Source organism: Niastella vici (assembly GCF_002077945.1).
Lineage (GTDB): Bacteria > Bacteroidota > Bacteroidia > Chitinophagales > Chitinophagaceae > Niastella > Niastella vici.
The window spans coordinates 267,264-286,774 of record NZ_LVYD01000045.1 but is presented as its reverse complement, the minus strand read 5'-3'; the positions used below and the strand labels follow the sequence as shown (position 1 = coordinate 286,774).

At 46.3% G+C, this 19,511-nt stretch carries 20 protein-coding genes; 9 read left to right on the top strand and 11 right to left on the bottom strand.

What is annotated here, in order from left to right:
- Nucleotides 1-311: 311 nt before the first annotated feature.
- Nucleotides 312-773, top strand: coding sequence for a hypothetical protein (locus A3860_RS16500; RefSeq protein WP_143774136.1), 462 nt, complete (start codon nucleotides 312-314; stop codon nucleotides 771-773).
- A gap of 76 nt (nucleotides 774-849) precedes the next feature.
- Here A3860_RS16500 and A3860_RS16495 read toward each other — a convergent pair whose 3' ends face one another.
- The 7 genes from A3860_RS16495 to sufB form a co-directional block, all read right to left on the bottom strand.
- Nucleotides 850-1,353, bottom strand: a complete 504-nt coding sequence (locus tag A3860_RS16495) for an RrF2 family transcriptional regulator (protein ID WP_081147824.1) — start codon at nucleotides 1,351-1,353, stop codon at nucleotides 850-852.
- Between the two features lie 34 nt (nucleotides 1,354-1,387).
- Complete coding sequence (locus tag A3860_RS16490) at nucleotides 1,388-1,699, bottom strand: iron-sulfur cluster assembly protein (RefSeq protein ID WP_081147823.1); 312 nt, start codon at nucleotides 1,697-1,699, stop codon at nucleotides 1,388-1,390.
- Entirely contained in the window at nucleotides 1,665-2,138 is a 474-nt protein-coding gene (locus A3860_RS16485) for a SufE family protein (RefSeq protein WP_081147822.1), read from the bottom strand. Before A3860_RS16485 ends, A3860_RS16490 begins: the two co-directional genes overlap by 35 nt.
- A gap of 2 nt (nucleotides 2,139-2,140) precedes the next feature.
- Nucleotides 2,141-3,382 carry a cysteine desulfurase gene (locus A3860_RS16480; RefSeq protein WP_081147821.1) on the bottom strand — a complete coding sequence of 414 codons (1,242 nt, stop codon included), beginning with the start codon at nucleotides 3,380-3,382 and terminating at the stop codon, nucleotides 2,141-2,143.
- The gene (sufD, locus tag A3860_RS16475) at nucleotides 3,379-4,683 is read right to left on the bottom strand and encodes a Fe-S cluster assembly protein SufD (protein WP_081147820.1); all 1,305 of its coding nucleotides are present in this window, start codon (nucleotides 4,681-4,683) and stop codon (nucleotides 3,379-3,381) included. Before sufD ends, A3860_RS16480 begins: the two co-directional genes overlap by 4 nt.
- Nucleotides 4,684-4,705: 22 nt before the next feature.
- Nucleotides 4,706-5,461 (bottom strand): Fe-S cluster assembly ATPase SufC, encoded by a 756-nt coding sequence (gene sufC / locus A3860_RS16470; RefSeq protein WP_081147819.1) that lies wholly within the window; start codon nucleotides 5,459-5,461, stop codon nucleotides 4,706-4,708.
- Between the two features lie 68 nt (nucleotides 5,462-5,529).
- Complete coding sequence (gene sufB, locus A3860_RS16465; RefSeq protein ID WP_081147818.1) at nucleotides 5,530-6,975, bottom strand: Fe-S cluster assembly protein SufB; 1,446 nt, start codon at nucleotides 6,973-6,975, stop codon at nucleotides 5,530-5,532.
- A gap of 538 nt (nucleotides 6,976-7,513) precedes the next feature.
- Between sufB and A3860_RS16460 the strand changes: the two genes are divergently transcribed.
- The 6 genes from A3860_RS16460 to A3860_RS16435 all read left to right on the top strand — a co-directional run bounded on the left by A3860_RS16460 (nucleotide 7,514) and on the right by A3860_RS16435 (nucleotide 13,226).
- Entirely contained in the window at nucleotides 7,514-8,056 is a 543-nt protein-coding gene (locus A3860_RS16460; protein WP_081147817.1) for a phage tail protein, read from the top strand.
- Between the two features lie 16 nt (nucleotides 8,057-8,072).
- Nucleotides 8,073-8,594 (top strand): phage tail protein, encoded by a 522-nt coding sequence (locus A3860_RS16455; protein WP_081147816.1) that lies wholly within the window; start codon nucleotides 8,073-8,075, stop codon nucleotides 8,592-8,594.
- 12 nt (nucleotides 8,595-8,606) lie between these two features.
- Complete coding sequence (locus tag A3860_RS16450; protein ID WP_081147815.1) at nucleotides 8,607-9,155, top strand: phage tail protein; 549 nt, start codon at nucleotides 8,607-8,609, stop codon at nucleotides 9,153-9,155.
- A 31-nt stretch (nucleotides 9,156-9,186) separates the two neighbouring features.
- On the top strand, nucleotides 9,187-10,332 hold the full coding sequence (locus A3860_RS16445; RefSeq protein ID WP_081147814.1) for an ABC transporter substrate-binding protein: 1,146 nt from the start codon (nucleotides 9,187-9,189) through the stop codon (nucleotides 10,330-10,332).
- Between the two features lie 135 nt (nucleotides 10,333-10,467).
- Nucleotides 10,468-12,723 carry a T9SS type A sorting domain-containing protein gene (locus A3860_RS16440; RefSeq protein WP_081147813.1) on the top strand — a complete coding sequence of 752 codons (2,256 nt, stop codon included), beginning with the start codon at nucleotides 10,468-10,470 and terminating at the stop codon, nucleotides 12,721-12,723.
- Nucleotides 12,724-12,740: 17 nt separating this feature from the next.
- Nucleotides 12,741-13,226: a hypothetical protein gene (locus A3860_RS16435; protein WP_081147812.1), complete on the top strand. Its 486-nt coding sequence runs from the start codon at nucleotides 12,741-12,743 to the stop codon at nucleotides 13,224-13,226.
- Between the two features lie 59 nt (nucleotides 13,227-13,285).
- Here A3860_RS16435 and A3860_RS16430 read toward each other — a convergent pair whose 3' ends face one another.
- Nucleotides 13,286-13,996, bottom strand: a complete 711-nt coding sequence (locus A3860_RS16430) for an arylesterase (protein ID WP_081147811.1) — start codon at nucleotides 13,994-13,996, stop codon at nucleotides 13,286-13,288.
- Nucleotides 13,997-14,105: 109 nt separating this feature from the next.
- Between A3860_RS16430 and A3860_RS16425 the strand changes: the two genes are divergently transcribed.
- Nucleotides 14,106-14,786 carry an ABC transporter ATP-binding protein gene (locus A3860_RS16425; protein ID WP_081147810.1) on the top strand — a complete coding sequence of 227 codons (681 nt, stop codon included), beginning with the start codon at nucleotides 14,106-14,108 and terminating at the stop codon, nucleotides 14,784-14,786.
- A gap of 130 nt (nucleotides 14,787-14,916) precedes the next feature.
- Nucleotides 14,917-17,475 carry an ABC transporter permease gene (locus A3860_RS16420; RefSeq protein WP_081147809.1) on the top strand — a complete coding sequence of 853 codons (2,559 nt, stop codon included), beginning with the start codon at nucleotides 14,917-14,919 and terminating at the stop codon, nucleotides 17,473-17,475.
- A gap of 11 nt (nucleotides 17,476-17,486) precedes the next feature.
- Here the strand turns inward: A3860_RS16420 and A3860_RS16415 are convergent, their stop codons facing one another.
- The 3 genes from A3860_RS16415 to A3860_RS16405 are packed head-to-tail and all read right to left on the bottom strand — an operon-like array spanning nucleotide 17,487 to nucleotide 19,443.
- Nucleotides 17,487-18,167 carry a hypothetical protein gene (locus A3860_RS16415; RefSeq protein WP_081147808.1) on the bottom strand — a complete coding sequence of 227 codons (681 nt, stop codon included), beginning with the start codon at nucleotides 18,165-18,167 and terminating at the stop codon, nucleotides 17,487-17,489.
- A complete protein-coding gene (locus A3860_RS16410) occupies nucleotides 18,167-18,907 on the bottom strand; it encodes an LVIVD repeat-containing protein (RefSeq protein WP_143774134.1) in 741 nt (246 codons plus the stop codon). Before A3860_RS16410 ends, A3860_RS16415 begins: the two co-directional genes overlap by 1 nt.
- Nucleotides 18,908-18,918: 11 nt before the next feature.
- Nucleotides 18,919-19,443, bottom strand: a complete 525-nt coding sequence (locus A3860_RS16405; protein WP_081147806.1) for an LVIVD repeat-containing protein — start codon at nucleotides 19,441-19,443, stop codon at nucleotides 18,919-18,921.
- Between the last annotated feature and the right edge of the window lie 68 nt (nucleotides 19,444-19,511).

Below are 19,511 nucleotides of genomic sequence, written 5' to 3'. Positions count from 1 at the left end.
GACAAAGAGCGCGCAGAGAAAGAACAGAAGGACAAGGATGACAAAAAAGACGCCGACAAAGATCAAAAGGGCAAAGACGACAAGAAAGATGACAAAGGCGGTGATAATAAGAAGGATGAGAAAGGCGGAGACCAGGATAAGAAAGAGAAAAAAGACTCATGATAAAAAAAGGCAAGTCAACGCGACTTGCTTTTTTTTGTTTCACGCTTATGGCCGGAATAGGCGCACTTATTGCCAAATCTGCACGCTTATTAAGTTGAATCCATAAAGTCCATGACGTAATATAATTTTACGTCAAATACCAAATCTTTATGAGTTCAATTCACATTAATCGATCAATGCAGTATAGCCGGACATTTATTACCCTATGCGTAGTAGCCACTTTCCTAGCCTGTGCCTTTTCCTGTAAAAAAGATAAAAAAACAAAAAGCGATCAATTAAAGCAAAAGTGGGATCTGGTAATTAAATATGATACCACCTATTATTCAGTATTTGGCCCCAGTGATACATCGGAATACGTTGGGAAGCCCGGAGATTATATTAATTTTGGGCATGATGATACAGCAACTTTTTCACAAAACGGAAGAATTCTTAAATACGCTTACGTATTTAACGATTCTGCGATGACAGTGCAAGGATATAATTTTAACATTGGCAATTTTAATTATAAGATCCTGACGTTAACAGATGATAAACTGGAATTATATCAGATATTCTATCTTAACTCCAGACATGATGAATGGACTAAAACCCATATCTATCTAAAACGATAATAACCCGGAATATTACTTACAAAAAAATGGATCTGCAACACAGATCCATTTTTTATATAATAAGTTGTATTAAGAATTATTCCTCTGGCGTTGCTATGCTCATAAGAGTGCGTTTAAGCGCCGGATCGGGCTGCAGCATCTGGTATAAGATCTTGGTTGATTCTTTCTCAGAATTAACCAGGTCGTGCAGTGTAACTTTATCTAATAACTGATCAAGCGTATACTGTATCATCTGCCACAATGAACGGGCCGAACAATCAACCGAATTGGTACATAACTTCATGGTTCCGGTATGTGAACCACAAAATGTACTGTTGAACATGGGGCCGCCCAATGCTTTCAGCGCTTCATTGATCACAATCTCTTTTGCGGGCTTGGCCAGTACATAGCCGCCTTTATTACCAGGCGTACTGTTTATAAACCCTTTCATCCGCAAAATACGTGTGATTTTGGCCACATAAGTTCCGGTGAGCCCTTCCGCTTCACTTAACTGCGGAATGCTCATGCCATTCGTATCCTTGCAGGCTGCAAGTCGTATTAATATACGCAAACCGTATTCTTCCTGTGCAGTTATTTTCATGTAATGATGAGTTCTTGTTTTTAGGGACTAAGGCTTATAAAAATCCCAATTGCAACTGGGCCACTTCCGACATCATGCTTTTATCCCATGCGGGTGTCCAGGTCACAGCTACATGCACGTCGTTCACACCTTCAATTTCCCGTACTTTTTGATCAACTTCAACCGGTAACGACTGGGCAGCCGGGCAACCGGGTGCGGTTAATGTCATTACGATCTGAACATTGTTGATCGGCAAAATATTTATTTCGTATATCAAACCCAGCTCCCAAATACTTACTGGTAATTCAGGATCAAAAATGGTTTGCAATACTTCAATTACCTTTTCTTTCAGCGCTTCGTTCTCCATGCGTCATCGTGTTTTTGATTTTAAAGGCCAATGCGTAATTCTTCATTTGCTTTACCATTGCCAGCAACCCATTCGCCCTGGTTTGCGCCAGGTGAGACGTCATGCCTATTTTCTGAATAAACTCCAGGCTGGCCTGTATAATTTCATCCGGTGTATGTCCCGATAGCACCCTGATGAGCATACTGATCAACCCCTTCACGATTATGGCATCACTATCGGCTTTAAAATATACTTTCCCGTCAATATAATCGGCTACCAGCCATACAGTGCTTTGGCATCCCCGCACTTTGTTCTCATCGAGCTTGTGCCTGTCTTCCAGTAAGGGCAGCTTCTTACCCAGATCAATAATGTACTCGTATTTATCATCCCACGAATCGAAGAGCGAAAACTCTTCTACTATTTCATTCTCAATCTCCTGTATGCTTCTGGTATCGCTCATTATTATAATAACATTTTTAATGCCTTCTGCAATCCGGTTATCAGCTGGTCTATTTCTTCTTTGGTATTGTACATCGCAAAAGAAGCCCTGATGGTTCCGGGTATTCCAAAGCAATGCATCAATGGTTGCGCGCAATGGTGACCGGTTCGCACCGCAATACCACGGTTATCGAGCAAAATGCCAATATCCTGTGGATGCACTTTGTCGATCACGAATGAAACAACGCTCACTTTATTGGCGGCATTACCTATGATGCGAAGTCCCGGTAATTGCAGCAACTGTTCCGTTGCATAAGCCAGTAATTCATTTTCATGATCCCTGATCTTTTCCTTACCGATCTTACTTACATATTCCAGCGCCGACTTCAACACCACGGCATCGCCGATATTGGGCGTTCCGGCTTCAAATTTATAGGGCAGATCGGCGTAGGTTGTTTTTTCCAGCGTCACTTCCTTGATCATTTCTCCCCCACCCTGAAATGGCGGCATGGCTTCCAGCAATTGTTTCTTCCCATATAATACACCTATGCCGGTTGGCCCATATACTTTATGGGAGCTAAAGGCAAAGAAATCGCAATCCATTGCCTGCACATCTATATCCAGGTGAACGGTTGATTGCGCACCATCTATCAGCACTTTCGCGCCGGCCGCATGGGCCAGTTGAATGATCTGTTCTACCGGGTTCACGGTTCCCAGTGCATTCGATACATGCACTACAGAAACCAGTTTTGTTTTTGAACTCAGCAGTTTTTTATATTCATCCAACAGTAACTCGCCGTCCTGCTGGGGAATAACTTTCAACACAGCACCTTTCTCTTCACACAAAATTTGCCAGGGAACAATGTTGGAGTGATGCTCCATTTCAGTGATAATGATCTCGTCCCCTGCCTGTATATTTTTACGTCCCCAGGTATAAGCAACCAGGTTTATACCTTCGGTAGTACCCCGGGTAAAAATGATCTCTTCCCTTGAAGCCGCATTGATAAACTGACGTGCAGCATCGCGGCTGGCTTCAAAGGCAGCAGTTGCTTCTTCGGCCAGCGTATGTATACCCCGATGCACATTCGCATTGAAATTGGTATAATAATCAACCAGTGCATCTATCACCACCTGCGGCTTCTGAGTGGTCGCGGCATTATCAAAATATACCAGTGGCTGTCCCTTCACCTGCCGGTTCAGCGCCGGGAACTGTTGCCGTATGGCATATACATCCAGTTCCTTTGTTATGGTGTTGCTCTGTATCATGCTATATCAAATTCCAAACGTTCTGAAATCAGGTTGTCAACATACTCGCGGATGGGCGCAATTTTTATTTGTTCCAGAATATCAACCGCAAACCCGTGTAACAGTAAGGATTTGGCAGTTCTTTCTGAAATACCTCTTGACCGCAGGTAGAATAAACTTTCCTCATCTAAACGGCCAATGGTACAACCGTGCGAACATTTTACATCGTCTGCAAATATTTCCAGCTGCGGTTTGGTATTCACACTGGCGCCTTCTGACAATAAAACATTTTTATTGCTCTGGTATGCATTGGTTTTCTGCGCATCCTGGCGTACAAAGATCTTTCCATTGAACACACCGGTACTTTGATCGTCGAGCATGCCTTTATACAGCTCATTGCTTTCGCAATGGGGTTTGGCATGGTCAACCACGGTATGGTTATCGATGTGGCTGTTTCCCTGTTGTAAATAAATACCGTATAAATGCGCTTCGCAATACTGCTCATCGAGCACAATGTTCAGGTTGTTGCGCACCAGGCCGGCATTCAGCGAAACAGTAACGGTATGCGTATAGCTTTTACCGATCTGCTGAATATGCGTGGTGGCTACCTGGCTGGCATGCGAGGCATCGGTTTGAATTTTATAATACTCCGTGATAGCGTCCTTCTCTACCACGATCTCAATTACGCGGTTGGTAAAACTTTCCTGCGTGCCCAGGGTGTTGAAGGTTTCGGCAAACTTCACCTGCGCATTCTCGCCTACATATACCAATGTACGGGGCTGGGCCAGAATATTGGCCTGCCGGGCATCGGTGATATTATAAATGTAAACGGGATGCTCAACGATCTGCCCTTTCTTCACATATACAAATACCCCGTCCTGCACAAAGGCAGTGTTCAGGGCAATGATGCCGTCTTTCAAATAATTACTGCTATGTCCCAGGTGTTTTGAAACAATATCCTTGTATTCATTCCTGGCGGCTTCCTGCAAAGGCTGCACGGTCAACCCTTTTGAACGCACCACACTCAGCTCGGGGGCGTAACGGCCATTGATATAGAACAACTCATTGGCCTGCTCGTAACCAGGTAAGCGAACAGGAGCCAGGTCAGCTGCAGTTAATGCATGCTGGGCCTCTGTATACTTATATTCTTTATTGAAGAAACTACCAATGCGGGTGTACTTCCATTCTTCATGACGGGTGGTTGGAATACCCATTTTATTCAACGCCTCAAATGCCTTTTGACGGATAACGCCCAGTCCATTCAGGTCGTTTACAGAAGGTAGCTGATTAAACCGCTCTTTTATATATTCTAAATTGTTCATTTTTGTATTAGGCTTTTTGCACTTAGGCTTCTACATTTTCGCTTTTAATAAAATCGTACCCTCTTTCTTCCAGCTCAAGCGCCAGTTCTTTAGTACCCGATTTTACAATTCGTCCATTATACAATACATGCACAAAATCAGGAACGATATAATCAAGCAGGCGTTGATAGTGGGTAACTAACAGCACCGCGTTATCCTTGCTGCGTAATTTATTTACCCCATTGGCCACAATGCGGATGGCGTCGATATCCAAACCTGAATCTGTTTCATCGAGGATAGCCAGTTTGGGTTGCAGCATGGCCATCTGAAATACTTCATTTCTTTTCTTTTCACCACCAGAGAACCCTTCATTCAGTGAACGGCTCAATAAAGTTTGGTCTATGTTGGTTTGGGCCATTTTTTCTTTCATGAGCTTCAGGAATGCTACGGCATCCAGCGCTTCTTCACCACGGTACTTACGTACTTCATTCACTGCTGTTTTTATAAAGTTGGTAGTGCTTAAACCTGGAATTTCAACAGGGTATTGAAACGCGAGGAATAACCCTTCGCCGGCTCTTTCTTCAGGCGATAATTCAAGCAGGTCTTTACCGGCAAATTCAACAGTGCCGTCTGTTACTTCATAATCTTCACGGCCGGCCAATACCGAAGCCAGGGTACTTTTTCCTGATCCGTTCGGTCCCATAATGGCATGCACTTCACCCGGTTTTATTTCGAGGTTAATACCTTTCAAAATTTTCTTTTCGTCAATTCCTGCATGCAGGTTTTTAATTGATAACATAATGGATGATATAATTTAATCGTGATCGTCTTTTTTTTGATCCCCAACTCATCGGGGTAAATGGTCAATTAACCAACGCTTCCTTCCAAACTAATTGCCAGCAGCTTTTGCGCTTCTACCGCAAATTCCATGGGCAACTGGTTCATTACCTCTTTGGCAAAACCGTTAATGATAAGGGCAACAGCTGTTTCGGTATCAATACCGCGCTGGTTGCAATAGAAGATCTGGTCTTCCCCAATTTTTGAGGTAGTGGCTTCGTGCTCTACCACTGCTGTATTGTTTTTTACTTCAATATACGGGAACGTATGTGCACCGCATTTGTCGCCCAACAACAGGGAATCGCACTGCGAGAAGTTACGGGCATTGGCGGCGTTCTTACCAACATGCACCAGCCCACGATAACTGTTATTACTTACCCCAGCCGAAATACCTTTCGATACAATGCGGCTGCGGGTATTTTTACCCAGGTGCATCATTTTGGTACCGGTATCGGCCTGCTGGTGGTTATTGGTAACTGCTACAGAATAGAACTCACCAACTGAATAATCGCCCTTTAATATTACGCTGGGGTATTTCCAGGTTATGGAAGAACCGGTTTCTACCTGCGTCCAGGAGATCTTTGCATGAGCGCCCTGACAAATGCCGCGTTTGGTTACGAAGTTGTAAATACCACCCACACCATCTTTATCGCCGGGGTACCAGTTTTGAACGGTTGAATATTTGATCTCGGCATTCTCCATCGCGATCAGCTCAACCACGGCTGCATGTAACTGATTTTCATCGCGAATGGGCGCTGTACAACCTTCGAGGTAGCTCACATAGCTGCCTTCGTCGGCGATCAGCAGCGTACGCTCAAACTGACCGGTACCTTCAGCATTGATACGGAAATAGGTACTCAATTCCATGGGGCAACGAACGCCTTTGGGAATATAGCAGAAAGAACCGTCGCTGAAAACCGCTGAATTCAGCGCCGAGAAATAGTTATCGGTAATAGGCACTACCGAACCAATGTATTTTTTTACCAGTTCAGGATGCTCCTGAATGGCTTCGCTTATTGAACAGAAGATGATACCCAGTTCGCCCAGCTGCTCCTTGAAAGTGGTTCCAATTGAAACGCTGTCGATAACCGCGTCAATGGCAACACCGGAAAGGCGTTTTTGCTCATCGAGCGAAATACCCAGCTTTTCGAACGTTTTACGTAATTCGGGATCTATTTCATCAAGGCTGTTGACCTTCTTTTTCTGCTTGGGCGCAGAATAATATATAATATCCTGATAATTGATCTTTTCGTATTTAATGTTGGCCCAGGTAGGCTCACTCATTTTAAGCCAGTGGTTATAAGCTTTCAGGCGCCATTCCAGCATCCACTCAGGTTCATTCTTTTTAGCTGAAATAAAGCGGATCGTGTCTTCATTTAGTCCGGGAGGGGCTTCATCCGCTTCAATTTCTGTTACAAAACCATATTTGTAATCAGTGAGAACCGTTTTCTCAATTGCACTAAGCTCATTTTGCATAGCAAATTCTTTTAAAATTGACCTGTTTTCTGTTTAGGTGTCACAAAGGTACAACAATCTATACTAAAAAGTATAAACAGTGTTAGATCATTTATGTTTATGAAGGAATAAATTATTTTTATATCGACCTGTTTTACGTTGATCCTCAAAGAGTTTCATGGCCTGGGTCAGCCCGGGCGGGTAGTTTTTGTTTAGGTGGTTCCAGCGGGTAAAAAAGATTCCCGGGGTGCGGATTTGCGGCGCAAAGGTAGGAAAAAGCGGGCTACGAGTTTCCGGATCTTGGTTCTCAGGCAAAAAATTCGGCGGCCCCGGGCTGCAGGCAGGGTGATCGAAACTCAAACCCCGGTAACTGGCAGCCGGTAACCGGTAACAGGTAACCGGTAACAGGTAACTGGTAACTGGTGACTGGTGACTGGTAACTGGTAACTGGCAACTCAGGGGTTAATGGGTATTTTAGTGTTATATGTACACTGTTTGTCCCCCCATGTATATAATAAATATATACATTTGCTCACCGTAACCTCAATTCCTGCTTATTATGGATGGATTCCTTGGAGAAATTCGCTTATTCGCACCCAATTTTGCGCCCAGAAACTGGGCCTTCTGCCGGGGTCAGTTATTACCAATTAATCAAAATCAGGCTTTATTTTCCCTTTTAGGCACTTTTTATGGTGGTGATGGCCGAACTAATTTTGCCCTGCCAAACCTCACCGGCCGGTCGGGCATGGGCGTTGGCCAGGGATCGGGGCTTTCAGTTCGCTCATTGGGCGACAGCATCGGTTCTACCAGCAATACGTTAACTATTGCTCAAATGCCGGCGCACACGCATGCCCTCAGCGGCACCCTCACCCTGCCTGCTACCAGCTCAACGGGTAACCAGCAGTCGCCTGCCGCCGGTTATTTTGCCAGTGATGGAAGCCAGAAATACGATGCCCAGCAGGATGGAGTAACCATGCAACCCGCCACCCTCAACCTTGCTGTTAGCAATGTGGGCAGTGGCACAGCTATCTCCAATATGATGCCTTACCTGGCATTGAACTATATCATTTGCATGGCGGGCGTTTTTCCGTCAAGAAATTAATACCTAAATATTCTTTATGCCATATATCGGCGAGATCAGGATGTTCGGCGGCAACTTTGCGCCCGTAGGCTGGGCTTTTTGCAATGGCCAGGCTTTGTCTATTTCAGAATACGATACATTGTTCAACCTCATTGGTACTATATACGGTGGCGATGGCGTAACCTTTTTCAATGTACCCGATCTGCAAAGCCGTATTCCGGTTGGAACAGGAACCGGCTTTGTGTTGGGCGATAAAGCCGGGGTAGAAGAAATTACCCTTACCACGCAAAATTTGCCGGCACATAACCATGCGATTTCAGGTACCGCCGGGATCCTTACTTCAAGTGAAGATGGGCACAAAACCACACCCGGGAGTAATTACCCGGCCGTAAACGGACAGAACATGTATTCCACTACCACCGATGGCAGTTTAATGCCGGCTGTTACCCCTGCACTTACTGTTGGCGTAGCAGGTGCGTCCCAGCCATTCAGCAATGTTCAACCCTACCTGGCCATTAATTATATTATTGCCACCGAAGGCATTTTCCCAACCACCTAACAAAGCATTTTTATGGATCCTGTATTACTTGCAGAACTGAGATTATTTGCCAGCAACTTTGCGCCCGTAGGCTGGGCATTATGCAACGGGCAACTGCTTTCCATAAGCCAGAACACCGCTTTGTTTTCCCTGTTGGGCACTACCTATGGCGGGGATGGAAGAACTAATTTTGCCCTGCCCGATCTGCAGGGCCGTGTAGGGGTGGGAATGGGACAGGGCGCTGGTTTATCGCAGTACGTTCAGGGCGACCAGGGCGGTTCAGAAACTGTTACCCTCCTTACCAGTAATCTGCCGGCACATATCCACACTATATCGGGCACCATTACCCCAAAGGTTACGGCCACTGCAGGGAACACCGATACGCCTTACAATACGTATCCGGCCACACTAACAGGTACTAATATGTACAACAGCGCTAAAGACGCAGGCAGTACCATCCCGATGCAAAATAATCTCACTTTAGCCGCTACGGGAAACAGTAATCCTGTAAACCTGATGCAACCCGTGCTGGGGCTTACCTGGATCATTGCCACACAGGGCGTTTTTCCGGCCCGGCAATAAATAATTAAATAATTCACCTTACCCGAAGAAAATGGCCGCAATTGGTTTACTGCTTCCTGGCTCAACACTTTACCCTTCCATAGGGATCGATTTCCTGCAAGGGATAAAGGCCTGTTTTGCCAGCCACCAAAGCAGTACTGTTACATTCCATAATGCGGCTATAGGGTTTGGGTTGAATGCAGAAGAACTGTATAAAGAAGCAGAAAAGCTCTTGCTGGTGCATGACGTGGAGGTAGTAGTAGCTTACGTTGAAAATTACCATGCTGAAAAATTAAGCAAGCTGTTTTCTGCAGCCGGTAAATTGCTGATCATTGTGAATGCAGGCGCCCAGTACCCTGCCGTACCGGCCGGTAATGACCATACGTTGTTCAACGGGTTGAATGACAGCCTGTGCTCCTGGTTAACCGGGCAGTTAAGCGCATCAACAGCCGGTAATAAAGCCATATCCGCTACTTCTTATTATGATGGCGGTTACCAGCATTGCCATGCCATGACCAGTGCATTCACCGCTGCAGGCGGCGAAATACAATACAACTTTATCAGCCATTTTAAAAAACAGGAATTTACCATACAACCGCTGGTTGCTTTTTTACAAAGCAACCCCGAAGTAAACACGCTGCTGTGTTTATTTAGCGGCGATATGGCACGCTGCTTTTATGAACAGGTGGCGCCTTTACAGCAACAATATAAATTGCAATTGTATGGTTCGCCCATGCTGTTCGATAGCTCGCCGGGCGATTTTGCGGTAACACACCCCCACGTACAACAGATACTGGGTTATACCAGCTGGGTGCCAGTACTGGATACCCCCGCCAACAATGAATTCGTAGCGCATTTCAAAAAAGAACATCACAAGAACGCTAACCTGTTCACCTTACAGGGATGGGAAACCGCCTTGCTGATAATACATTATTTACAACACCGGCAATTGGTTGCCACGGTGCCCGGGGCTATTGAAAAGCTGAAAGAACAGCCGGTGCAAAGTCCGCGCGGACAGCTGCGCATAAACAACCGCCAGCTGGTTACCGGTCCGGCTTACCTGGTAAGCGCCACTGGTGACCTGCAAATACAGGTGAAAGAAGTGATGGAAGATACCACTGTAGCGTTGGAGGAAATGATGCGCCAGGTACCAGACAGCGCTTTTCACACCTGGTTCAATACATATCTGTGCATTTGATCTATTCATATATCTTATTCGGAATACCTGCTATTGCTATCGAATAACTCTTGAAGAACCGCTCGATTGATCCCAACGTAGAACTTCCTGCTGAAATGCGGGAAGAAAGGATAAGTACATAACAAACATTCATACATGCAACAATTTTTCAGGATTGCCGGTTCCTGCCTGGCTGTCTTATTGGTTATAACTGTGCGTGGTTATGCACAAAATAACCTGTCGGCCGGCGATATTGTGATCGCCAGTTACCAAAGCGATAAGGACCTTAGCAATAGCGACCTGGGCGGTACTACTGCTTATACCGACCGGTTTTCGATTGTGGTCACCAAAAGCGGGGGATTAGCCGCAGGCACCATTGTTTATTTTACCGATAATGGCTGGAATGCCAGCACCGGTAATTTTATTACCGGTTTATCGGAAGGTTTTATAAAATGGACAGTACCCACCGGTGGTATTGCTTTTGGGAAGGAAGTGTTTTTCATCAGCAGCTACAACGACCCGGCCACCAGTTGGAATGCCTGGCTAAATGAAAATGGCACCAGTACTGCCGGCACCGTTACAACCGAAAGCGGTACCAACTACATGGAGCTTAGCTCGGGCGGCGACCAGTTGCTGGCATACCAAACCGGCCCCACTGCCGGGCCGGCCAGTACCTATAATAATACTACCCGCAGGTTTTTAACGGCCGTACATGCCAATGTTGAAACCAACGTCACTACTTATGCGGCATGGGATGGCACCACGCCTGCCGGTGGCCATCAAAGCAGTTTGCCCACGGGTTTAACCAATGGTACCAATGCCTTTTTATTATCGCAAACAACTTTGCCCGTAGCTACCGTAGGCAGCGGCGAATACGATAATGGAAAATACAATGGTACCGGCGCCACAACCTGTAGTGTAACCAGCCTGGTGACAGCAGTAAATACGCCGGCCAATTATGTGCTTAGCAATACGGCCTTTGCTATTGGGGCAACCTCTAACCACACCGTATTCACGTTGAATAATCCGGTTACAATTGGTACAAATCCTGTTGTGCAATCTGTTTGTAATGGGTTAACAGCTGCTTATTCGGTAGCCGCTACGGGCTCAGGCGCTTTAAGCTATCAATGGCAACAAAGCGCTGATGCAGCTTTTACATCGCCCGTCACCCTTGCCAACAATAGTATTTACAATGGAGTAACCACTTCGGCGCTAAGCATTCTTGATAATACAGGCTTAAGCGGAAAATATTACCGGGCAGTTGTAACAAATACCTGCGGCCCGGTAAACAGCAATGGCGCTACACTTACCCTGAATGCCAGCTTGCCCACTTCAGCCGCATCACTTACGCAGGCCGTAAACACCAACAACAATTTATATTACAGTTCACCCTGCGCACTCATAACGAAAGTTACGCCCTCAGGCGCCAATGCGGTTAGTGGTAATATTACCAGCAAAGTTTGGATAGAAAGTTCAGTACCGGTAGCTGTAGGCCAGCCTTTTGTTGCCCGCCACTATGAAATTACCCCGGCCACCAATGCTGCTACAGCAACTGGCACGGTTACTTTGTATTTTACCCAGGCCGAATTCAATGCCTTCAACGCCGCACCGGGCAGCAGCCTCGACTTACCCACCGGCCCGGCCGATAATCTTGGCAAAACCAATTTACGGGTAGGTAAATTTTCGGGCACCAGCAATAATGGCACCGGTTTACCAGCCTCTTATACCCAGGGTGCTATTGTCATTGATCCCAATGATGCCGATATTGTATGGAACAGCACTTACAGCCGTTGGGAGGTATCCGTTTCCGTTACCGGCTTTAGCGGGTTTATTATCCAAACTTCTACGGCCCCGCTTCCGCTCAACCTCATCAGTTTTTCAGGCCATTTAACTAACAGTGATGTAGTGTTGAAATGGCAAACTGAAAGCGAGATCAACCACGATCACTTTGAAGTGGAAAGAAGTACCAACGGGCAGAACTTTGTAACCGTTGGCCGCGTAGCAGGCGTCAATACCAGCGGGTTGCAGAATTACAGCTTTACAGATGCCAATGCGGCCCAATTGAGCGGCTCCAGATTATACTACCGCCTGAAAATGGTAAGCACCAAAAACGAGGAAGAATACAGCAAGATCGTAACCATAACATTGAGCGATGCAGGTTCACCGGTCATCAATGTAACACCCAATCCGTTTACCGGTTATGTAAAAGTAACGGTGCAAATGCCCGAGGCAGCCCAGCTTACAATCAGGTTAAGTGATGTAACCGGTAAAACGCTGAAGACCCAGCACCTGCCTGTAGCAAAAGGAGAAACCATCATTCCCGTAACCGGCATTGATCAGCTGGTTAATGGCATTTACCTGTTGTCGGTTCAATACAACGGACGGATGTATACCTATAAATTAGTAAAATAACACTTCAAACAACAACCATGCGACGTCGCGATTTTATATATAATTCAGGTTTATTGCTGCCCGCACTGCTGGCATCGCCTTCTCTGCTCATGGCATCGGCCAAAACCATTAATTCTTCTTTACTGATCATCCACGACGAGGATACTATACCGGCGGCCGTAGCCGAAATGGTCAACGGATTCGGAACAACCACCCAACTGGAGGGAAAAAAGATCACCCGGCTCCGTTATACAAATAATGGATTTCAGGTTACTACCAGCGATAACCTCACATTTGTAACCCAAAAATTACTGGTGCATACCAAACACCGCATCAATACACAGCAAAATACCGTTGAAGTACAGGTGGGAAATAAAACCTTTCCACTGGCTTACCTTACGCAAACGGCCAATAAAGTAACGCCCGAATGCTGGTTTGTGAATAAGAAGCAATTACATACCGAAAAGCTGGCGCCTTTTATTAACCGCAACCGGCATGCAGTTTTGTGCCTGTCGGGTTGCTGAGGAATTTATTACGTAAGCAAAAGCGTCCTGTGCCGGTTCAACCGGTACGGGACGTTTTTTTATAATAGCCCCTTCAATACCCGCCATACGTTTTCCGCCACAATTTTATGCCCCTCAGGATTGGGATGAATGCCATCGCCCTGGTTCAGGGCAGAGATACCGCCTACATTTTCGAGCAGGAAGGGTATTAGTTCCAGGTTATTATTGGCCGCCAGTTGTTGAAATGCCACCCTAAAGGCCGTGGCGTAATTGCGGCCCATATTCGGCGGCACCTGCATACCTGCCAGGATGATCCTGACTTCGGGATATTTTTCTTTTACCCTGGTAACAATAGCCTGCAGGTTGCGCGAGGTTTCTGCAATGGGAATACCCCGCAATCCATCATTTCCGCCCAGCTCCAGTACAAAAATGTTTACCGGTTGGCGAAGGATCCAGTCAATACGGTTTTTACCGCCCGCAGTGGTTTCGCCGCTTAACCCCGCATTTATCACTTTATATGGTAGTTGTAATGAATCCAGTTTTTCCTGGATCAGGGCAGGAAATGCTTCTGAGGGGTCTACACCATACCCTGCGGTGAGACTATTGCCAAAAAATACGATCGTCTTTGCTTTTGCCTTATTGGTGGTGGCCGGTAACTGCTCCCGCTTTTGTTTTGCGGCATCATTTGTCTTTTCCTCATTGCTGCCACAACGGGTGAGCAATGCCATTATCAGCACACTTCCCACTATAAATTTTCCGCCTATATAAAAAATACTGCTAAACTGTTTCATTGATACCTCCTTCTCCCCAAAATAACATTAAATTAAGCAACTTTATCACCATACAACTGTAATTAAAAGTTTAAAGAGTGTACCTATTTTTTATCAGGAACCTATAACGATGGAAACAATCCTTAACGTAAAGAACGTAAGTAAAACATACCAGGGCGCCGGACAAACCCTCACCGTGCTCAATGAAGTGAATTTTACGGTAGAAGCCGGTTCAACCATCTCTATTGTTGGCCCAAGTGGCAGTGGTAAAACCACACTGCTGGGGTTGTGCGCCGGGCTCGACCGCGCCAGCCAGGGTTCGGTGGAACTGAATAATATCCGGCTCGACAAGCTGAGCGAAGATGAGCGCGCCCAGGTACGTAATCGCTACGTAGGTTTTATTTTCCAGAATTTTCAATTGTTGCCAACGCTAACGGCGCTCGAAAATGTGATGGTGCCCCTGGAATTGCGCGGCGAAAAAAATGTTCGCGCCCGTGCAGTCAACCTGCTCGATAAAGTAGGACTGAACGACCGGCTGCACCACTACCCTTCCCAGCTTTCGGGTGGTGAGCAGCAACGGGTGTCGCTTGCCCGTGCGTTTTCGAACAATCCCCGTATTTTATTTGCCGATGAGCCAACCGGTAACCTCGATGTGGAAACCAGCGATAAAGTGATCAAATTGCTTTTCGACCTGAACCAGGAAGCTGGTACAACATTAATTATTGTAACGCATAACCTGGAGCTGGCTTCACAAACAAAACGTATTATAAAGATCAGGGGTGGAAATCTGGTTTCAGACGAGCTGAATTAAAAAACTGTTGCTTTTGAGATATCAGGATTCTGGCAATTTTGAGATTTCGGGATTTTGAGATTTGAATTCATGCCCGAATAAAAGAAATCGCCAAATCACAAAATCTCAAAATCAGAAATAAACTGGCAGGATGGATTTAGAAAGATTCAAATATAAAAGACGCCTGCGCCTGGGCTGGCTACTGAAAATGGCCTGGCGCGATAGCCGCCGTAACCGGTCGCGGTTGTTCCTGTTCGTATCATCAATAGTAATGGGCATTGCAGCCCTGGTCGCTATTTTTTCATTGGGCGATAATGTGCGTTCCGATATCGATTCACAGGCTAAAACACTCGTTGGGGCCGACCTGGTGATCGAAAGCAATAAAAGAGTAAGCTCCCGCATAAAGCCCCTGCTCGATTCGCTGGGCGATGAACGTTCTATTGAACGCACATTCGCCTCCATGATCTATTTTACCAAAAACGATGGCACCCGCCTGGTGCAGGTGCGGGCGCTCGAAGGCGATTATCCCTATTATGGCGCCATTGAGACCACCCCTGTACGGGCGGCCAGAACCTTTCGCAAGAACAGAGAGGCGCTTGTTGATAAAACCCTGATGCTGCAATACAATGCGCAGGTAGGCGATTCCATTCAAATTGGCGATGTAACGTTTGCCATTGCCGGCGTTATTACCAAAGCACCGGGCCGAACCGGTATTTCAACCACTGTTGCCCCGCCGGTATACATTCCGCTCAAATACCTCGATTCAACCGGGTTAATACAGAAAGGCAGCCGCATAGCTACCTCCTATTATTATAAATACCAACAGCCGGCTGTTATTGAAAGCGTGATTTCGGATATAGAACCGCGTTTAGATAAAGAAGGGCTCGATTATGATACAGTTGAAGAAAGAAAAAGAAATACCGGCCGGGCGTTCGAAGATTTTAACCAGTTCCTTACGCTCATCAGCTTTATTGCCCTGCTGCTGGGTTGTATAGGAGTAGCCAGCGCCGTTCATATTTACATCAGGGAAAAAATTTCTTCTATTGCCATTTTGCGTTGCCTGGGAGTGAACTCGATACAGGCATTTCTCATATACCTGATCCAGATCGTGGGCATTGGTTTAATAGGTTCAATACTGGGCGCTGCACTGGGCATTGCCATTCAACAGCAATTGCCGGCTGTTTTCAAAGATTTTTTACCAGTACAGGTAACCACCATCATTTCGTGGAAAGCCATTACCCAGGGCATCATCTCGGGCATTGTAATTTCCTTATTGTTTGCCCTGCTGCCCCTGGTAAGTGTGCGCAATATTTCTCCGCTGTATACGCTGCGCCTTTCGGTAGAACAGGTGCGGTTTCGCGACCCGCTCAAATTTCTGGTGTATGCCGCCATTTTATTTTTTGTGGCCGGTTTTACCTGGTGGCAGATCCATAGCTGGCGGCAGGCCATCATCTTTACGTTGAGCATACTGGTAGCCTTTCTATTATTATCATTAGTGGCTTTCAGTCTGCGCTGGCTGGTGCGCCGGTTCTTCCCCGCTACCTGGAATTACCTGTGGCGGCAGGGCTTTGCCAATTTGTACCGGCCCAACAACCAAACACTTATTCTGATAGTGACCATCGGGTTGGGCGCCGCCTTTATAGGTACGCTGTATTTTATCCAGAATATACTCATCAGCCGGGTAACGTTATCGGGTAGTGGCAATCAGCCCAACATGGTTTTGTTCGATATCCAGAACAACCAGAAGGACAGTGTGGCCGAACTGGCCAAAACATACAAACTGCCCGTAATGCAACAGGTGCCTATTGTCACCATGCGGGTGGAAGAGATCAATAAACAAACTGCCGCCCAGGTAAAAGCCGATTCGGGTTCGGCTTTCAGAACAGAAGCCTACGAATGGGAATTTCGCGTAACCTACCGCGATACGCTTACCAGTTCCGAAAAACTCACTGCCGGTAAACTGTACGGCCCGGTTACCTCGCCCGAAGATGTGATCTATATTTCCATGGAAGACAGGTATGCCAAACGCATACATGTGAACCTGGGCGACCATATTATTTTTAATGTGCAGGGCACCCTCATTCCAACCGTGGTGGGTAGCATGCGGCAGGTTGACTGGCAGCGGGTGCAAACCAATTTCAGGGTGGTTTTTCCAACGGGTGTGCTCGAAGATGCGCCTCAGTTCCATGTGCTGGTAACCCGGGTACCTTCACCTGAGGTATCGGCGCGTTTTCAACAGGCCGTGGTGCGCAAATACCCCAATGTGTCAATCATCGATCTCAACCTGATCCTGAGCGTGCTCGATGAAGTGCTCGACAAGATCGGTTTCGTGATCCGCTTTATGGCGGGGTTCAGCATTATTACCGGTATAATTGTATTGATAGCGTCTGTGCTCATCAGCAAATTCCAGCGCATGCAGGAAAGCATTCTGTTGCGTACGCTGGGGGCCAGCCGTAAACAGATCTTATTCATTACAGCCCTGGAATATTTCTTCCTTGGCGCACTGGCGGCCGCCACTGGCCTTTTGCTGTCGATAGCAGCCAGTTGGGCGCTGGCGAAATACGCCTTCAATGCTTCCTTTACGCCACAATGGGTACCGGTTATCACCTTGTTTGTTGCCATTTCGCTGTTAACGGTGATAATCGGTTTGCTCAACAGCCGCAGTGTACTGAACAAACCGCCATTGGAAGTATTGCGAAAAGAAGTGTAAGGCAGGCTGCATTACCTCAGTTTATAGACCACACGTACAGTTAATGGCAAAGCAGGCATTACAGTTCTTGCGGGCGTTTTCAGATTGTTATTCCGGTTTATCACTAAGGCAAAAGGGTCTTCAACAAGGCTATTGCCCTCGTGATAAGCCCCGGTTACTTTATAGTGAATTCCAATTCCTGCAACAATTTCCAGGAACAACCGGTGATCTTTAGTTAAGAATTCCCGTCCGCCAGCCATGAGGTGCACACCATACACCTGCTTCCGGTACCGGAAAGTTGTGAGCTCCTGATATGCAGGCGCACCATTCACAACACCCCTGTCTATCCAGTCATATACCCGGTACATTACTTCTTTATAGTGAAGCTGCAGATCAAAAAAATAATCCTTGTATTTACCTGCATACTTTCTGATGCCGGGACGCAGTAATATGCCTGTAGTCTTTTCAGTGTAGCCCATATACTTCGAATAAAATATAAAACCGGCATCAAGCGTGGCCGACCAGGTTTTGTTGAACCGGTACTCGCCACCAACTGTAAAATTTCCGTCAAGGAGATCGGCTAAACCTATAGGTTGCAACCGGAGATACACTTTGCCGGTATCCATTCGTGTCACTTTCGATGGATACAATTGGGCATAGGCCGCCCCTGCTGCCAACAACAGGGGCAGGCACAATAAACAAATACGGATCATTATTTAATTTTTGTAATGAGGGTTGGTTTCATGCAACTGGTAATATCGTATAAGGTCAATCCATCCTGCACCTGGCATATCAGCGTATTGTTGTAGGGGATCACATCGAGGTACCAGCCATCGGTGAATGTTTTTCTCAGTTGGGGAGTATAGGCGTTCTCAATATTAAATACCAAAAGGCCATAACGATCACATACGTACAGGGCGGTATCAGAATAGCCTAATCCGTATGGCTCGCTGACCGGGAAAGTTCCTTTTTGTACAGGGTTGGTAATATCCCTGATGTCGTATGCGGCCAGCACACTAAACCTGCCCCCACAGGGGCCACTGGTGCGCAGCGTGGCAAAAGCTACGGTGTCTTTGGCAACCACCGGATCGCAACGGCGTATAACATCGGGTGAAATGGCCGTGCTTAATTTCTCCGGGTTTTCGGGGTTGTCGATAGAAAATATATGCACCACGCTGGTTGAACCAATAAACAGTTTGTCTTTGAACGGATAAATGGTCTCTATTTCAAAACCAACCGGCACCGTGTTCTTCAATACAGGATTGGCGATATCTGCAATATTGAACACTTTCAGGCTACTCTTATCAACGGTGTACAAATAGTTGCCCTGTATGGCAAACCGGGCAGTTGATCCCCCGCTGCCGGTAGTGGCCGAAGCAACAGAAGCTTTTTCGCATCTCAGCGCTGTTACCAGCACTACTGGCAACAGCATATAAAGTAATAATTTGTTCATACTGGTAGTTTTTAACGATGGCATTTAGGTGATTTAACGGTTTGTAATTCCCAATCCACTACTATGCCTTTGGCGGGGTCGGGGCAAACAAAATAGCCCGACTGCGGGGGATATTCCTGGTTGATGTAGGGAAAGGCGTTTTCTATTCTTTTTACTACCACCGGATTATTCAGGTCCCTGATATCAATAACCACCAGGTCGTTCACATTATTGGCGTAGATGTAATTGCCTTTCACCGCAAACTCGGTATTATAAGGAATGTTTAGAAATGCGATCTTTTTAGGATCGGCGTGGTTGGTATTGTCGATGATATGAATGCCTTTATTGAGATCGTTCTGAAAAATGGTATTTCCAAAGGCGTAGATCTTTCCCGACTTTTCGGTTGTGCGTGCATTTGCCAAAAAGATGTTACTCTTATCAGCAGGCGACATGTATACAGGAACATAAGTGTCCGTGTCAGCATATCTTCTGTCGGGGAAACAACCATACAGGCAAAAGCATAGCCCTATGCCCGTGGCAATTAGTTTTGGTTTCATGAGTTTAATTTGAAGGCAAGTAGACACTCCCCTTTTAATAGCCGTTGCAGGTTTGATGGCCGTTTAAG

What these genes read in the sequence shown, in the direction of transcription:
- A3860_RS16430 (WP_081147811.1), bottom strand. Translation starts at nt 13,996, where the DNA reads ATGAAACAGTTTAGCAGTATTTTTTATATAGGCGGAAAATTTATAGTG.
- A3860_RS16455 (WP_081147816.1), top strand. Translation starts at nt 8,073, where the DNA reads ATGCCATATATCGGCGAGATCAGGATGTTCGGCGGCAACTTTGCGCCC.
- A3860_RS16445 (WP_081147814.1), top strand. Translation starts at nt 9,187, where the DNA reads ATGGCCGCAATTGGTTTACTGCTTCCTGGCTCAACACTTTACCCTTCC.
- A3860_RS16495 (WP_081147824.1), bottom strand. Translation starts at nt 1,353, where the DNA reads ATGAAAATAACTGCACAGGAAGAATACGGTTTGCGTATATTAATACGA.
- A3860_RS16410 (WP_143774134.1), bottom strand. Translation starts at nt 18,907, where the DNA reads ATGAACAAATTATTACTTTATATGCTGTTGCCAGTAGTGCTGGTAACA.
- A3860_RS16435 (WP_081147812.1), top strand. Translation starts at nt 12,741, where the DNA reads ATGCGACGTCGCGATTTTATATATAATTCAGGTTTATTGCTGCCCGCA.
- sufB (WP_081147818.1), bottom strand. Translation starts at nt 6,975, where the DNA reads ATGCAAAATGAGCTTAGTGCAATTGAGAAAACGGTTCTCACTGATTAC.
- A3860_RS16460 (WP_081147817.1), top strand. Translation starts at nt 7,514, where the DNA reads ATGGATGGATTCCTTGGAGAAATTCGCTTATTCGCACCCAATTTTGCG.
- A3860_RS16500 (WP_143774136.1), top strand. Translation starts at nt 312, where the DNA reads ATGAGTTCAATTCACATTAATCGATCAATGCAGTATAGCCGGACATTT.
- A3860_RS16420 (WP_081147809.1), top strand. Translation starts at nt 14,917, where the DNA reads ATGGATTTAGAAAGATTCAAATATAAAAGACGCCTGCGCCTGGGCTGG.
- A3860_RS16440 (WP_081147813.1), top strand. Translation starts at nt 10,468, where the DNA reads ATGCAACAATTTTTCAGGATTGCCGGTTCCTGCCTGGCTGTCTTATTG.
- A3860_RS16485 (WP_081147822.1), bottom strand. Translation starts at nt 2,138, where the DNA reads ATGAGCGATACCAGAAGCATACAGGAGATTGAGAATGAAATAGTAGAA.
- A3860_RS16415 (WP_081147808.1), bottom strand. Translation starts at nt 18,167, where the DNA reads ATGATCCGTATTTGTTTATTGTGCCTGCCCCTGTTGTTGGCAGCAGGG.
- A3860_RS16490 (WP_081147823.1), bottom strand. Translation starts at nt 1,699, where the DNA reads ATGGAGAACGAAGCGCTGAAAGAAAAGGTAATTGAAGTATTGCAAACC.
- sufD (WP_081147820.1), bottom strand. Translation starts at nt 4,683, where the DNA reads ATGAACAATTTAGAATATATAAAAGAGCGGTTTAATCAGCTACCTTCT.
- A3860_RS16450 (WP_081147815.1), top strand. Translation starts at nt 8,607, where the DNA reads ATGGATCCTGTATTACTTGCAGAACTGAGATTATTTGCCAGCAACTTT.
- A3860_RS16405 (WP_081147806.1), bottom strand. Translation starts at nt 19,443, where the DNA reads ATGAAACCAAAACTAATTGCCACGGGCATAGGGCTATGCTTTTGCCTG.
- A3860_RS16425 (WP_081147810.1), top strand. Translation starts at nt 14,106, where the DNA reads ATGGAAACAATCCTTAACGTAAAGAACGTAAGTAAAACATACCAGGGC.
- sufC (WP_081147819.1), bottom strand. Translation starts at nt 5,461, where the DNA reads ATGTTATCAATTAAAAACCTGCATGCAGGAATTGACGAAAAGAAAATT.
- A3860_RS16480 (WP_081147821.1), bottom strand. Translation starts at nt 3,382, where the DNA reads ATGATACAGAGCAACACCATAACAAAGGAACTGGATGTATATGCCATA.